The organism is Burkholderia sp. Bp8992 (assembly GCF_003853705.1).
In the GTDB taxonomy this organism is placed as follows: domain Bacteria; phylum Pseudomonadota; class Gammaproteobacteria; order Burkholderiales; family Burkholderiaceae; genus Burkholderia.
Window position 1 is genome coordinate 346,595 of the sequence record NZ_QTQI01000002.1, and the last position, 15,136, is coordinate 361,730.

Annotated in this window: 14 protein-coding genes; 10 read left to right on the top strand and 4 right to left on the bottom strand. The window is 69.7% G+C overall.

Annotated elements, in window-relative coordinates; all coding sequences use genetic code 11:
- Window positions 1-136: 136 nt before the first annotated feature.
- The gene (locus tag DIE03_RS04405) at window positions 137-1,282 is read left to right on the top strand and encodes a glycerophosphodiester phosphodiesterase (RefSeq protein WP_124447847.1); all 1,146 of its coding nucleotides are present in this window, start codon (window positions 137-139) and stop codon (window positions 1,280-1,282) included.
- Between the two features lie 61 nt (window positions 1,283-1,343).
- On the opposite strand, the gene DIE03_RS04410 is transcribed toward DIE03_RS04405, so the two are convergent.
- A complete protein-coding gene (locus DIE03_RS04410) occupies window positions 1,344-2,969 on the bottom strand; it encodes a rhodanese-related sulfurtransferase (RefSeq protein WP_124447849.1) in 1,626 nt (541 codons plus the stop codon).
- Window positions 2,970-3,074: 105 nt separating this feature from the next.
- On the bottom strand, window positions 3,075-3,641 hold the full coding sequence (locus DIE03_RS04415; protein ID WP_124447851.1) for a cysteine dioxygenase: 567 nt from the start codon (window positions 3,639-3,641) through the stop codon (window positions 3,075-3,077).
- A gap of 17 nt (window positions 3,642-3,658) precedes the next feature.
- Between DIE03_RS04415 and DIE03_RS04420 the strand changes: the two genes are divergently transcribed.
- Window positions 3,659-4,633: a LysR family transcriptional regulator gene (locus DIE03_RS04420; RefSeq protein WP_185658095.1), complete on the top strand. Its 975-nt coding sequence runs from the start codon at window positions 3,659-3,661 to the stop codon at window positions 4,631-4,633.
- A gap of 61 nt (window positions 4,634-4,694) precedes the next feature.
- Here DIE03_RS04420 and DIE03_RS04425 read toward each other — a convergent pair whose 3' ends face one another.
- Window positions 4,695-6,029 carry an acyl-CoA dehydrogenase family protein gene (locus DIE03_RS04425; protein WP_124447855.1) on the bottom strand — a complete coding sequence of 445 codons (1,335 nt, stop codon included), beginning with the start codon at window positions 6,027-6,029 and terminating at the stop codon, window positions 4,695-4,697.
- A 214-nt stretch (window positions 6,030-6,243) separates the two neighbouring features.
- Between DIE03_RS04425 and DIE03_RS04430 the strand changes: the two genes are divergently transcribed.
- The 8 genes from DIE03_RS04430 (at window position 6,244) to DIE03_RS04465 (ending at window position 14,361) form a co-directional block, all read left to right on the top strand.
- Complete coding sequence (locus tag DIE03_RS04430; protein ID WP_124447857.1) at window positions 6,244-7,329, top strand: LLM class flavin-dependent oxidoreductase; 1,086 nt, start codon at window positions 6,244-6,246, stop codon at window positions 7,327-7,329.
- 24 nt (window positions 7,330-7,353) lie between these two features.
- Window positions 7,354-8,193, top strand: coding sequence for a class II aldolase/adducin family protein (locus tag DIE03_RS04435; RefSeq protein ID WP_124447859.1), 840 nt, complete (start codon window positions 7,354-7,356; stop codon window positions 8,191-8,193).
- Window positions 8,194-8,223: 30 nt separating this feature from the next.
- Window positions 8,224-9,258, top strand: coding sequence for an ABC transporter substrate-binding protein (locus DIE03_RS04440; protein ID WP_124447861.1), 1,035 nt, complete (start codon window positions 8,224-8,226; stop codon window positions 9,256-9,258).
- A 4-nt stretch (window positions 9,259-9,262) separates the two neighbouring features.
- Window positions 9,263-10,357, top strand: a complete 1,095-nt coding sequence (locus DIE03_RS04445) for an ABC transporter permease (protein WP_124447863.1) — start codon at window positions 9,263-9,265, stop codon at window positions 10,355-10,357.
- On the top strand, window positions 10,351-11,172 hold the full coding sequence (locus DIE03_RS04450) for an ABC transporter ATP-binding protein (protein WP_124447865.1): 822 nt from the start codon (window positions 10,351-10,353) through the stop codon (window positions 11,170-11,172). Before DIE03_RS04445 ends, DIE03_RS04450 begins: the two co-directional genes overlap by 7 nt.
- Before the next feature lie 50 nt (window positions 11,173-11,222).
- A complete protein-coding gene (locus DIE03_RS04455; RefSeq protein ID WP_124447867.1) occupies window positions 11,223-12,413 on the top strand; it encodes a c-type cytochrome in 1,191 nt (396 codons plus the stop codon).
- A gap of 38 nt (window positions 12,414-12,451) precedes the next feature.
- Complete coding sequence (locus DIE03_RS04460) at window positions 12,452-13,405, top strand: ABC transporter substrate-binding protein (RefSeq protein ID WP_124447869.1); 954 nt, start codon at window positions 12,452-12,454, stop codon at window positions 13,403-13,405.
- Between the two features lie 89 nt (window positions 13,406-13,494).
- Entirely contained in the window at window positions 13,495-14,361 is an 867-nt protein-coding gene (locus DIE03_RS04465) for an MOSC domain-containing protein (RefSeq protein ID WP_124447871.1), read from the top strand.
- Between the two features lie 148 nt (window positions 14,362-14,509).
- Here the strand turns inward: DIE03_RS04465 and DIE03_RS04470 are convergent, their stop codons facing one another.
- Entirely contained in the window at window positions 14,510-15,019 is a 510-nt protein-coding gene (locus DIE03_RS04470) for a hypothetical protein (RefSeq protein ID WP_124447873.1), read from the bottom strand.
- Window positions 15,020-15,136: the final 117 nt, after the last annotated feature.

Here is a 15,136-nt window from a genome sequence, read left to right on the forward strand (position 1 = left end):
GGAAAGGTCGAAGTAATACATATGTAATTATTCGATGCGACGATCGCGCACCGTTCGATTCCGTGCGGCTCGGCGCGACAGCCGCGCCGACGGAGCGTCCGCCCTTTTCCGACTCCCGTTTCGAAGGTTCATCGACATGCTCTTCAAGCGCCCGACCTCCCTGCGCTACGTCCCGTTCGCCTGTGCCGCCGCGTTCCTGCTCGCCGCGTGCGGCGGCGACGACGACGTGACGTCAGATCCCACCCAGCCGATTTCCGCGAAAGTCCAGGTGGTCGGCCATCGCGGCGCGAGCGCGCTGCGCCCCGAACACACGCTGGCGTCGTACCGCAAGGCGATCGAGGACGGCGCGGACGTGATTGAGCCCGATCTCGTGTCGACGCGCGACGGCGTGCTCGTCGCACGCCACGAGAACGAGATCTCGGGCACGACGAACGTGTCCGTGCTGCCGCAGTTCGCCAGCCGCAAGGCGACCAAGACGATCGACGGCGCGCAGCTGACCGGCTGGTTCACCGAGGATTTCACGCTGGCCGAGCTGAAGACGCTGCGTGCGCGCGAGCGTATTCCGCAGGTCCGCCCGGCGAACACCGCGTACAACGACCAGTTCGAGATCCCGACGTTCGACGAGATCGTCGCGCTCGCGAAGCAGATGTCCGCACAGACCGGCCGCACGATCCACCTGTATCCGGAAACCAAGCACCCGACCTACTTCCAGTCGATCAACCTGCCGCTCGAGGACCGTCTCGTCGATGCGCTGCTGAAGGATACGTACACGTCGCGCACGGCGACCGTCTACATCCAGTCGTTCGAGGTCGCGAACCTGAAGGCGATCCGCAACCGGATCAAGTCGAGCCAGCCGAACTGGAAGCTCGTGCAACTGATGGACGAAGCCGGCCAGCGCCCGTACGACTTCGTGAAGGCGAACGACAAGCGCACCTACGGCGACCTGTCGACGCGCGACGGCATGCGCGAGATCGCGACCTACGCGAACGGCGTCGGCCCGTACAAGACGTCGATCATCGCGGTTGCCGCAGACGGCACGCTGCAGCAGCCGACGCCGTACGTGCGCTACGCGCACGAGGCCGGCCTCGTCGTGCATCCGTACACGTTCCGCCCGGAGAACAACTTCCTGCCCGCGTCGCTGAAGGACGGCGGCACGCCGGCCACGCGCAACACGGCCGGCTCGGTGCGTGAAATCCAGGCGTACCTGCGCGCGGGCATCGACGGCTTCTTCACCGACGATCCGGCCGTCGGCCGCACGGCCGTCGATACTTTCAAGCGCTGATACGCGCGTCGACCGGGCGCGGCGCACCACACGCGCGCCGCGCCCGGTTGCAACGCATCGGTCAGATCACGTTGAAGTGGTGCGTGCCGTCCCGCTTCAACTGGTCGACCAGCCCGTATTCCCAGTCGAGATACGCCTGCATCGCGGCCGCGGCGTTGTCGGTGCCTTCGTACGGGCGCCGGTAGCGGTCGACGCGCGGCGAGGCGAGATGCGTCTCGCCGCTTTCGAGCGGCAGCCCGGCGTCGATCCACGCGGCCGTGCCGCCGGTCAGCACCCGGATCTCGGCCGAGGCCGGCAGCAACGCACGCGCATCGTCCGCCGCGAAGCGCGCCAGCAGGCTCGATCCGCACGTGAACACATAGCGCTTCGCGGGCGGGATCGCCGCAAGCGCGTCGCGCAACTGCGCACGCACGGCGAACCACGCACCCGGAATATGGCGCTTCACGTAGTTCGCGCTGGCCGTCACGTCGACGATCGCCAGTTCGCCGGGTGCAGCCTCCTTCAGCCAGCCCGCGAGCGTCGCGGGCGACACGTCGGCCGCGGGCGGCGTCGCCGGCACGTCGCGCGGCGGCTGGCCGCGCTCGGTGAACGCCGCCGCGCCGGCCGGTTCCACGACGCGCACGTCCCAGCCCATCTGTGCGAGCCACGATGCGGTCATGTCCGCGCGCACGCCGTCGTCGTCGGCGAGCACGATCCGCGCGCCGCGCACGGCCGCGTGATGGTCGGTCTCCTGCACGAGCTGGCCGCCCGGCGTGCTCAGGAAGCCCGGTAGGTGGCCGGCTTCGTATTCCTCCGGCGTGCGCACGTCGAAGCGGTACAGCGTGCGGCCCGGCGCGTCGAGCGCGGCGACCTCGGCCAGCGCGATGCGCGGCACGCCGGCGCGCTCGGCCACTGCGCGTGCGGCCTGGCGCGCCTGCGCGCGCTGCGCCGCGTCGATTTCATCCGGAAAGCGTCGCGCGGCGCCGCGCTCGAGCGTCTGGCCCGCGAGCGTCCAGCCGATCGTGCCGTTGCGCAGTGCCGCGACCGGATTCGGCAGCCCCGCGTTGACGAGCGACTGCGTGCCGATGATGCTGCGGGTGCGGCCCGCGCAGTTGACGACCACCTGCGTCTTCGGATCCGGCGCGAGCGCACGCACGCGCAGCACGAGTTCCGCGCCCGGCACGCTCGTCGACGTCGGGATGTTCATCGTCTGGTATTCGTCGAACCGGCGCGCATCGACGATCACGACGTCGGCTTTCGCATCGATCAGCGCCTGCACCTCCTGCGCGGACAGCGACGGCGTATGGCGCTCGGCCTCGACCCATTCGCCGAACGACTTGCTCGGCACGTTCACGTCGATGAACAGCTCGCCGCCCGCCGCCAGCCAGCCCGCGAGGCCGCCGTCGAGCAAGCGCACGTCGCTGTAGCCGAGTTGCGCGAGCTTCGCGGCCGCGCGCGGCGCGAGATCCTCGCCGCCGGCTTCGCCGTACACGACGATCGGCGTGTCGCGGCGCGGAATGCGCGTCCATGCGTCGAGTTCGAGCTTCGACAGCGGAAAGTTGGCGGCCCACAGCGGATGGCCCTGCGCGTACGGATCTTCCTCGCGTACGTCGATCAGCGCGAGCTCGTCGCGGGCCAGCAGGCGTGCGCGCACGTCCTGGTACGACGCGACGGGAAAGCGGGAAATGGAATCGGCGGATTGCGTCACGATGTCTCTGCGTTGAATACGTTGAAGTCGGTGAAGAAAGCGGAACGGGGCGATCTCGGGCCTGCCGCCGCGCACCCGCAACGGGCCGCGCCGGCAGGCCCCGCATCAGGCGTTCGAATAGCCCGACACGAAAGGCTTCACGGTGCCGTCGTCCAGGAACACCGCGCGCTCGACCTTGCCGATGTTCGCGCCGTACACGTGGATGCTGATCGACACCTGGTCGTCGAACGCGTTGGTCACGCGATGGACGTCGCCGATGCGCGGCGACACGGCCTCGACCTCGCCCGGCGCCAGCCGCACGGCGTCGCCCGCGGCAACCGGCTTGCCCGCGGCGTCGAACCGGTAAGGCTGCGAGAACTCGCCGCCGCGCAGCATCCCGATCAGCCCCCACACCGTGTGGTTGTGGATCGGCGTGGTCTGGCCGGGCCCCCACACGAAGCTGACGACCGAGAAGCGCTCGTCCGGGTCGAGATGCAGCAGGTATTGCCGATAGCGCTCGGGATCGGGCTGCGCGAACGCGTCGGGCAACCAGTCGTCGTGTTCGACGAGCGCGGCAAGCAGCGCGCCGCCCTCGTCGAGAATGCGCGCCTCGTTCGCGCCGGACGCGAGCAGCGCGCCCAGGCCGTCGACGAACGGACGCAGCGGCGTCTGTTGCAACGAAAGCGTACTCATCGGCCGTCTCCTCGAATATGATGCCGAATATGATGGATCGTCATGATGCACCCGAAAGACCATGCAGAACAAACATGAAAATTAGCGATATCGACGCTTTTGCAGCAGTCGTCCGCTGCCAGACCCTGAGCCAGGCCGCGGCCGAGCTCGGGATGACGCAGCCCGCGATCACGCGGCGCGTCCAGAATCTCGAGGAGGCGCTCGGCGTGATCCTGCTCGACCGCAACACGAAGCCGCCGCGCCCGACTGACATCGGCCGGCAGGTCTTCGAGCAGTGTCGCGCGATCCTGCGCGAGGTCGATGCGCTGCGCGAGCTGACGGCCGGCGAGCAGCCGCCCGCCGGCGAATTCCGGATCGGGCTCACGCAGGGGCTCGGCGAACTGATGCTGCCCGCGCTGATCGCCGGGCTCGCCGCGCAGTGGCCCGCGCTCGCGACTCAGGTCACGACCGCATGGGGCGGCAGGCTCGTCGAGCGTGTCGCGCGCCGCGAACTCGATGCGGCACTGGTGTTCCTCGCACGCGAAATGGTGCTGCCGGCACAGGTCGAGGGCGAGCGGCTGCTGGCCACGCGGCTCGTCGCCGTCGGCCGCAAGGGCGACTGGCCGCGCCGCAGCTACCGGCTCGCCGACTGCCACGCGCGCGGCTGGGTGCTCAATCCGGACGGCTGCGGCTTTCGCGCGGGCCTGCGGCGCGCGCTCGACGCGCAGGGCCTGCCGATGCCCGTCACGCTCGACACCTACGGCCGCGACCTGCAACTGCAGAGCGTCGCGAACGGCTTCGGCATCGGGCTGATGCCGTTGCCGCTCGTCGAAGGCAGCCCGCTGCGCGAGGCGCTCGAGATCGTGCCGCTCGCCGATTTCAAGCCGCAGATCGATCTGTGGCTGCTGCGCCGGCACGATGCGGCCCGCTTCGACGCACCGCTCGCGGCCGTCGCCGCGCATGCGCGCACGGCGTTCGCGGTGACCGAGCAGCCGCACGGCAAGGCCGCCTGACCGGCCGGGGCGGCCGCTGCAGCGCGCCGCCCGGTTTTCCTGCACCCCCATCCTGCCAGGCTCACGCATCGGGTCGACCGCATTCGATCTCGTTGCGTGGCGCTTCTCCCGCCTCGGCCTTCGTTTCGCTCGCGCTCGCCGCGTCGAGCACCGCCCGCCCCGCCGCCACCGCGATCGCGTCGTCCTGCGGCGTATGCACGCGGCTGCACAGCACGTCGCGGTAGTGGCGTTCGAGCGGATTGGCCCGGCTGAGCCCGTGATTGCCCGACAGCTTCAGCGCCTGCTCGACCGTGCGGATCGCCTGCTCGGTCACGGTGCGCTTGACGAGGCCGCTCGTCGTCACCGGCGGCGCGTTGCCCGCGTCGGTGCGCGCGATGTGATCGTCGAGCAGCACGCGGTTCGCGTGCAGCCAGCCCTCGATTTCGCCGACGGCTTCCTGCACGCGCGGCAGCGTCGCGAGCGGCGCGCCGAGCCCGCTCGGCGCACGCGTCGTCGCGAATCCGACCAGCCAGTCGCGCGACGCCCGCGCGACCGCGTCGTACAGGCTGCCGAGCAGCGCGACCATCCACGCCTGCTGGTCGGCCTGCGCGTCGGCATCCGCATGGGTCGCGGCCGATACGGCCCACGCGTCCGGCGCGCGCACGTCGACCGCATGGTCAGCCGGCAACCACAGATCGTCGAACACGACTTCGTGGCTGCCCGATGCGCGCAAACCGAGGTGGTTCCAGCTTTCGATCACGCGGATGCGGTCGCCGTCGGCGTCGCGCTCGCGCGGCACGAGGAACACGCCGACGCGCGGCTCCGGTTCATCGGTGCGCGCCCATACGGCCAGCCAGCGCAGCGCCGGAATGCCGGTGCTGTACAGCTTGTGGCCGGACAGTCGCCAACCGTCGCCGTCGCGCCGCGCAACGGTCGCCGGCAGCCCGCCGCGCGACGGCGAGCCGAGCGCCGGCTCGACGCGCAGCGCATTGATCAGCGCGCCGTGCGCGACCGCGCTGTCGAACACCGCGCGCCGCACCTCGGCCGGCCAGCGGTTGTCGGCGCGGCCGAGCGCGCGATGCTGCAGGTAGGTCATCGTCAGCACCAGCGCGGTCGCCGGATCGGCCCGCGCGACGGCGGCCACGATCCGGCTCGCCTGCGCAAGCGTCGCACCGGCGCCGCCATGTTCGCGCGGCACGACCTGCGCGATCAGCCCCGCGCGCTGCAGCCGTGCGAAGTTCTCGTGCGGAAAGCGGCCGTCGACATCGTTGCGGGCCGCGTCGGCGGCGAGTTCGGGCGCGAGACGGTCGAGCAGCGCGGCGACGCGCGCGTCGTTCGCATCGTCGGCGTGGCCGGCAGGCAGGAGGCGCAGCGCAGGCTGCGGTGACGGCGAGGAAGCGGCAAGGCTGGCGGACATCGAGACGGATTCCCTGTGGAGTGCAAACACGGCGCCAACGCGCGCCCGATCATTCACGAGCCCACAGCGTATGCGTAACGCATTCGGGCCCAAACCATGCAAATCTGATATTCAATTCGGGATTGATTATTTCCATTCCGCATGATCGCGGCGTTAACCTGCGCTCCATTCCTGCCCGGCCGTGCGCCGGGACATCCCTGCACCGGAGACCCAGATGAGCGTCGAATTCATCGGCATGATCCAGAGCCAGAAACAGTCGGAAATCCATCCGGCATCGGGCCCCGTCGTCGATCCCGACTACGTGCGCGACTTCGCTCGCGCCCACGAGACGGCCGGCTTCGACCGGATCCTCGTGCCGCACCACTCGACCGGCCCGTCGGCCACGCTGACGATCGCGTTCGCGGCGGCCGCGACCGAGCGCATCCACTTCATGCTCGCGCATCGCCCGGGTTTCACGGCGCCGACGCTCGCCGCGCGGCAGATCGCGACGCTCGACCAGTTCAGCCGCGGCCGGCTCGCCGTGCACTTCATCTCTGGCGGCTCGGACAGCGAACAGCAGCGCGACGGCGATTTCCTCGACCACGACGCGCGTTATGCGCGCACCGACGAATACCTCGGCATCCTGCGCCGGATCTGGACGGAAGCGCAGCCGTTCGATCACGACGGCGCGCACTACCGGTTCAAGCAGGGTTTCTCGGAAGTGAAGCCGGTCCAGCAGCCGCATGTGCCGATCTACTTCGGCGGCGCGTCGGACGCCGCGCTCGCGGTGGCCGGCAAACACGCCGACGTGTACGCGCTGTGGGGCGAATCGCTCGACCAGGTGCGCGACCTGACGACGCGCGTGCGCGCCGAAGCCGCGAAGCACGGGCGGCAGGTGCGTTTCTCCGTGTCGTTCCGCCCGATTCTCGCCGCAACCGAAGACGAAGCGTGGGCGCGCGCGCACCGCATCCTCGACGAGACGCGCCGGCTGCGCGAAGCGGCCGGCCTCGGCGCCGGCGGCCCGCAGCAGAGCGAAGGCGCGCGCCGCCTGCTGGCCGCGGCCGAACGCGGTTCGCGCGTCGACAAGCGGCTGTGGACCGAAATCGCGAAGCTCACCGGCGCACGTTCGAACTCGACGGCGCTCGTCGGTACGCCCGAACAGGTCGCCGACGCGCTGCTCGACTACTACGACCTCGGCGTGACGACCTTCCTGATCCGCGGCTTCGACCCGCTGGAAGACGCGATCGACTACGGCCGCGAACTGATTCCGCGCGTGCGCAGCGCCGTCGCCGCACGCGACGCAGCACGCCGCGCCGCCTGACGTCCAACGGAGCCACACGCCATCATGTCCGCCGTCCTTTCCTCGCCCGTGCGCACTGCATCGGGCCTCGAACTCGCCGAAGCCCCGCGCCAGCACTTCTGGTTCGACGCGACGGCACCGCGCATCGACGTCGCCGCCGAACGCCGACACCGGCAGGAGCGGCTCGCGGCCGCGTTCCGCCTGTTCGCGCGCTTCGGGTTCGCGCAGGGGCTCGCCGGCCACATCACCGCGCGCGATCCGGAGCTGCCCGACCATTTCTGGGTGAATCCGCTCGGCGTGCATTTCTCGCAGATCAAGGTGTCCGACCTGCTGCTCGTCAACGCGCGCGGCGAAACCGCGATCGGCACGCGGCCGCTGAACAAGGCCGCGTTCGCGATCCACGCGGCGATCCACGAAGCCCATCCGCACGTCGTCGCCGCCGCGCACACGCATTCGACCTACGGCAAGGCATGGTCGACGCTCGGCCGCCCGCTCGATCCGCTCACGCAGGACGCCTGCGTGTTCTACGAAGATCACGCGCTGTTCGACGACTTCACGGGGATGGTCGTCGACACGAGCGAAGGCGCACGGATCGCCGACGCGCTCGCGAAACCCGACGGCAGCACGCACAAGGGCGTGATCCTGAAGAACCACGGCATCCTGACGGCCGGCCCGACGGTCGAGGCCGCCGCGTGGTGGTACATCGCGCTCGACAACGCCGCGCACACGCAGTTGCTGGCCGAAGCGGCCGGCACGCCGCAGCCGATCGATCACGACACCGCGCGCCACACGCACGGCCAGATCGGCGGCCCCGACGGGGCGCTGCATGCGTTCGACAGCCTGTTTGCGCGGGTCGTCGCCGACGAACCCGACCTGCTCGACTGAGCGCCTTTCCGCACGACCGGAGACCCGACAATGACCCACACCACCGCTCCCGCGCCCGCCGACGCGCACGACGACAAACGCCGCCGCCTGCTGCGCGCGGCCGGCGCCGCCGCGCTCGCCGCGCCGGCGATCACGCTCGGCCGCAAGACGTGGTCCGCGCCGCCGCTGAAGAAGCTCACGTTCGCGTGGAACCAGAATGCGTTCTGCCTGACGCCGATCGTCGTCGCGCAGGAAAACGGCTTCTTCGAGAAAAACGGCCTGAAGGTCGATCTGATCAACTACAGCGGGTCGACCGACCAGTTGCTCGAATCGATCGCAACCGGCAAGGCCGATGCGGCGGTCGGGATGATCCATCGCTGGCTGAAGCCGCTCGAAGCCGGCTTCGACGTGAAGATCATCGGCAGCTCGCACGGCGGCTGCGTGCGGCTGCTCGGCGCGAAGGCGGCCGGCGTCACGACGCTGCAGGCGCTGAAGGGCAAGACGGTCGGCGTCAGCGATCTCGCCGCGCCCGGCAAGCACTTCTTCTCGATCCTGCTCGCGAAGAACGGGATCGATCCCGAGCGTGACATCACGTGGCGGCAGTATCCGGCCGACCTGCTCGGCGTCGCGGTCGACAAGGGCGAAATCCATGCCATCGCCGATGGCGACCCGAATCTCTATCTGCTCGAAAAGCGCAGCAACGGCGCGTATACGGAACTCGCGACGAACCTGTCCGGCGAATACGCACGCAAGGTGTGCTGCGTGATCGGCGCGCGCGGCGACCTCGTCCGCAACGACCGGCCGGCGGCCGCCGCGCTCGCGCGCTCGATCGTGCAGGCCACCGAATACACGCACGACAACCCGAACGAAGCGGCGAAGGTGTTCGCGAAGTACTCGCCGAAAATCAATCCGGAAGACCTGCGCAAGCTGTACGCGACGCTCACCTACACGCATCACCCGACCAACGTCGACCTGCAGCAGGAAATCGCGTTCTATGCGGACGATTTCCGCCGCATCAGCGTGCTGAAGAAGAGCACGGACCCGCAGCGCTTCGCGCAGCAGGTCTATGCGAACGTACTGGGGTAACGCGATGTCGACGATCGAACACGCTGCCGCTGCACGCACCGCGTCGGCCCCGGCCGGCGCCGCGAACGCCAACGCTTCCGCGCGCGCGGCCTGCACGGCCTGCGAAGCCACGCTCGCCGCCGAAGCGCGCCGCGCGCGCACGTGGCCGACCGGGATCGCCGCCGCGCTCGCGTGGGCCGCGCTCGGCGCGCTCACGCAGCTGTGGCCGAACCGCATCGTCGGCTTCAGCGACTGGGCGTACACCGACACGTTCGGCACGGCCGCGTGGACGATCGCCGCGCTGCTGCTCGCCGCCGCGACGCTCGGCCATCTCGTCGCCGCGTCGCGCACGCGGCTCGCGCGCGTGCGCCCGGCCGGCCCGTGGCTCGTCGCGCTGCCGCTCGTGCTCGCCGCGTGGGAGATCGTCACCGCGAAAACCGGCTGGCTGCCGACGCCGTTCTTCGCGCCGCCGCAGGCGCTGATCGAGGTCTACGTCGACGACTGGCCGCGCCTGCTGGGCAGCGCCGGCAACACGCTGAAGCTGCTCGCGCTCGGGTTTGCATACGGCGTCGCGGTGGGCTTTGCGGTCGGCGTGTCGATCGGCTGGTCGCGCCGGATCGGCTACTGGGTGCATCCGGTGCTGCGCGTGCTCGGCCCCGTGCCGGCCACCGCGCTGCTGCCGCTCACGTTCTACTTCTTCCCGTCGAGCTATTCGGCCGCCGCGTTCCTGGTCGCGCTCGCCACCGGGTTCCCGGTCGCGGTGCTCACATGGTCGGGCGTCGCGAGCGTGAACAAGCAGTACTACGACGTCGCGCGCACGCTCGGCGCGAACGCGCGCTTCCTCGTGCTGCGCGTCGCGATTCCCGCCGCGCTGCCGCACGTGTTCGTCGGCATCTTCATGGGGCTGAGCGCGTCGTTCACCGTGCTGGTCGTCGCCGAGATGATGGGCGTCAAGTCGGGGCTCGGCTGGTACCTGAGCTGGGCGCAGGGCTGGGCGTCGTACGTGAACATGTATGCGGCGCTGATCGTGATGGCGCTGCTGTTTTCCGGGCTGATCGCGCTGCTGTTCGCGGTGCGCGACCGCGTGCTCGCGTGGCAGAAGGGAACCGTCAAATGGTAAGCGCCGCCGTACTCGAACCGTCCGCGGCCACTGTCGCAGCACCCGCCGTCACCGCGCCGCGCGGCGCACGCATCGACATCCGCCGCGTGAGCCATGCGTTCGACGGCCCCGGCGGCGCGCTGCCGGTGCTCGACGACGTCACGCTGTCGGTCGCGGCCGGCGAATTCGTCGCGCTGCTCGGCCCGAGCGGCTGCGGGAAATCGACGCTGCTGCGCCTCGTCGCGGGGCTCGATGCTGCGCGGCAAGGCACGATCGCGCAGGACGGCGTGCCGATCGAACGGCCCGATCCGTCGCGCATCGTCGTGTTCCAGGACCCGACGCTGTACCCGTGGCGGCGCGTACGCGCGAACGTCGCGCTCGGCCTCGAAGCGCGCGGCGTGGCGGGCACCGCACAGCATCGCGTCGACGATGCGCTCGCGCGCGTCGGGCTGCAGGAATTCGCGAACGTGTTCCCGCATCAGTTGTCCGGCGGGATGGCGCAGCGTGTCGCGCTCGCCCGCGCGCTCGTCAACGATCCGCGCCTGCTGATTCTCGACGAACCGCTCGGCAAGCTCGATTCGCTGACGCGGCTCACGATGCAGGCCGAGCTGACCGCACTGTGGCAACGCGACGGGTTCTCGTCGCTGCTCGTCACGCACGACGTCGAGGAAGCGCTGTTCCTCGCGCAACGCGTGATCGTGTTCGGGCCGCGTCCGGCACGCATCGTCGCCGAATTGCACGTCGACCTGCCCTACCCGCGCCATCGTGGCGACCCGCGCCTCGCCGAATTGCGCCACGACGCGCTGCGGCATCTCGGGCTCGATGCGAGCTGGTAGATGCGAGGTGCCGTTCGACGACCGGTTGATACACGGCGGAGACGCGCGCGATGAACGCACCGCCGTTCGCCGACTGGGCGATCGCCTTCCTGCAACTGCTGTATCGCGCGCAAATCGCGCTGGCACGTGTGCTGCACGCGGTCGGCCTGACGGGCGACGCCGACGGTCAGGCCGCGTGGCCGTGGGCGCACCGCATCGCACTCGAAACGCTGCGCATCGATGCCGGACTGACGCGGCAACTCGCGCTCGCCGGTGCCATGACGGCGCTGGCCGTCGTGCTCGCCTGCGTCGCGCTCGCTTCGCGCAAGCGGCGTTTGCCGTCCGCAATCGTCGCGATCGCCGCGCTGGCCGTCGCGTGGTTCGCGCCGTGGCCGCCGTCGTCGCTGTGGCTCGCGCCGGCCGTGCCGACGAGCTTCCAGCGCGATCCCGCGCCGTTTGCCGTCTCGAGCGTGATGCACGGCGCGCACCTGTATGTCCAGCACTGCGCGGCCTGCCACGGTGCGGACGGACGTGGCGAAGGGCCGCTCGCGGCCACGCTCACGCGCTGGCCGCCGACCTTTGCCGGTGCGCTGCTCGCGCGTCGCCTCGACGGCGAGCTGTTCTGGCGCGTGCGGCACGGCACACGCGACGAACACGGTGCGTCGACGATGCCCGGTTTCGCCGCGACGCTCGGCCCGCAGGACACGTGGGCCGTGCTCGACTACCTGAAGGCGCTGGCCGCGGGCAGCGGCGCGCAGGCGGAAGGCGCGTGGCCGGTGCCCGTCCCGCTGCCGGCGCTCGACGTGCGCTGCGGCGACGCCGCGCCGCAATCGCTCGACCGCTGGCGCGACGGCCAGCGCGTGCGCATCGTCGCGCTCGCGCCGGGCGCAACGCCGCCGCCGGAAGACGCGCGCTGGCAAACCTTGCTCGTCACCGAACGCGGTGCGTCCGTGGCGCCCTCGGCCGCCACGCGCGCGAACTGCGTCGCGACGACGCCCGATGCGTGGCGCGCGTTCGCGACGATTGCCGGCGTCGCGCCCGATGTGCTCGGCGGCACGCAACTGCTCGCCGATCGCCGTGGCTGGCTGCGGGCGCGCGCGTTGCCGGGCAGCGCCGGCTGGTCGGATGCCGACCTGCTGTGCCGCTCGGATGCGGCTGCACGACCGGCCGCGCCGGCCGCCAGCGGCGACGCACTGACCGCGCTGCTGCTGCGCGTCGACGCGGAACCCGTGCGCGACGTGCAAGCCGGGCTCCCGCATTGATTCCCTGAAACCTGCCTTCGACCGACCTTCACTTCACGATGAATCCGACCCGACGCCATTTCCTCGCCCAAGCCGGCGCCCTCGCCACGATCGCCGCGGCGCCTGCCGCGCTGCGCGCGCAAGCGGGCGCGCGGCCGCTGCTGCGTGCCGGCGACCAGAAAGGCGGGCTGCGCGCGCTGCTCGAAGCCGCCGGCGAACTGAACGGCCTCGCGTACGACATCGCGTGGACCGAGTTCCCGGCCGCCGCGCCGCTCGCCGAAGCGCTGAACGCGGCGGCCGTCGACTGCGGCCCGATCGGCGACGCGCCGGTGATCTTCGCGCTCGCATCGGGCGCCCGCATCAAGGTGATCGGCGCGAACCGTTCCGATCCGTACGGCACGGCCGTGCTCGTGCGGCCCGACGCGGCGCTGAAAGGCGCGGCCGACCTGAAGGGCAAGCGCATCGGCACCACGCGCGGCTCGATCGGCCATTTCGTCACGCTGAAGGCGCTCGACGCGGCCGGCCTGCCGCCCGATGCGGTGTCGTTCCGCTTCCTGCCGCCGGCCGACACGATGCTGGCGCTCGCCACCGGGTCGATCGATGCGTGGGCGACCTGGGAGCCCTATACCGCGCTCGCCGAAACGAGCGGCCGCGCACGCGTACTGGTCGACGGCCGCGGGCTGTGGTCGGGCCTCAGCTATCTCGCGGCGACCGACGCGGCGATCGCATCGAAGCGCGACGTGCTGCACGATTTCCTGCGGCGCGTCGTGCGCGCGCAGACGTGGTCGTACCGCCATGCCGACGCGTATTCGGCGGCGCTCGCACGCATCATCGGCATTCCGCCGGCCGCCGCGAAGCTGCAGTTCGAGCGCCGCAACACGCGCTGGCTGGCGCTCGACGCCACGGTGATCGCCGAACAGCAGCGCACGGCCGACTTCTACCTGAAGGCCGGGCTGCTGCGCCAGCCGCTCGACGTGCGCACGACGTTCGATACCGGCTTTCCGCTCGCCTGACCGCGCACGCGGCGGCCGACAGCCGCCCGAACGGCTTCGGCATGATCTGGCACAATCGCGATTCGACCATCCCGCGTTCAGCCAGCGTCATGCCAGCCATCACCGAACTCTTCGTCTATCCGATCAAATCCTGCGCCGGCATTGCGCTGACGCGCGCGCAATTGCTCGAAACGGGCCTTGCATACGACCGTCACTGGCTGATCACCGATCGCGACGGACAGATGATCACGCAGCGCACGCACCCGCGCCTCGCGCTGATCCGCACGGCGCTCGACAGCGATGCGCTCGTGCTGAACGCGCCGGGCATGCCGGCGCTCCGCACGCCGCTCGACGGCGACGCGTCGCCCGCGACGCCGAAGATGGCCGCGACCGTCTGGCGCGACACCGTCGACGCGATCGACACGGGCGCCGACACGGCCGCCTGGCTCACTGAATTCCTCGGCACGCCGACGAAGCTCGCGCGCTTCGGCGCCGACGCGCGCCGCGGCTGCGACCGCAAGTGGACCGGCGACATCGATACGCATACGCAATTCTCGGACGCCTATCCGCTGCTCGTGATCGGCCAGGCGTCGCTCGACGACCTGAATGCGCGGCTCGCCGCGAAAGGCGCGCCGGCGATCCCGATGAACCGCTTCCGGCCGAACATCGTCGTGTCGGATCTCGATGCGTACGAGGAGGATTTCGTCGAGCACCTCGACACCGGCGGCGACACGCCGGTGCGGCTGCAGCTCGTCAAGCTGTGCACGCGCTGCCCGATGCCGACGATCGACCAGGCGACCGGCGCGCCCGATCCGGCATGGCCGCACGAGCCGACCGACACGCTGCAGACCTATCGCGGGAACCCGAACTACAGCGGCGCGCTGACGTTCGGCATCAATGCGATCGTCGTGCGCGGTGCGGGCAGTTTCCTGGAAATCGGGCAGGCGCTCGACGCGGAAATCGGCTTCGGCGACTGATCGACCTGCCGTGCGGACCGCCGGATGGCCGGTCCAGCCATCGCTTGAAAATGTGACGCACCGGGTAATTTGCCGCGATGCGTCACCGGGATAAAATGATTTAACCCTGAATTTCGCTGACGCTTTATTTATAAACTATATCGACCATTTATTTCTGAATCGACAATTCGGTAAGTACTGCATCGCTCACCGTGATCGTTTCATCGGGAATTTTCGGATCGAGATAGATCGTATAGTTCGCCGTTCCGGTTTTCGAATTCCGCGGCGTAACCGAGGTCAAATCCAGCAACGGGAATGGCGCCGGCGGAATGCCATGCCAGTTGGCGACGGAAACCAATCCGATGTAACCGTGCAGGTGCATCCAGAAGGTGCGCACCAAATTGCTGTGCCCCCCGCCTTCCTTTGCCGGAAAATTCCAGTAATTCCCTCGAATCGCGATTTTTGTCGGTGCGGGCCGCTGGCTCCAGACAACCGCACCCGGACCGTGCACTGAGCCGGTACCCTCCGGCAGTGACGCCTGCACACCTTCCGTGTTGAAAGCAGCGGCGAAGGAGATGAGCGGTGCCTTTCCGCTCCCGGACGTGACCTGCCCTCCGCTTACCTTGAATTTCACGACAACGATTTCCGGCAGAACGTCTTCGTCGAGTACTGTGGCCATGATGTGGTCCTTTTCAATAATCTGAAATTTTGATTCACCCCTAAATCATCAAGACAAGGCCGCGCAACAGGCGGCCAATTTATCGTAGGTATAAAGATTCCGTTTTTGAAGCTGTCA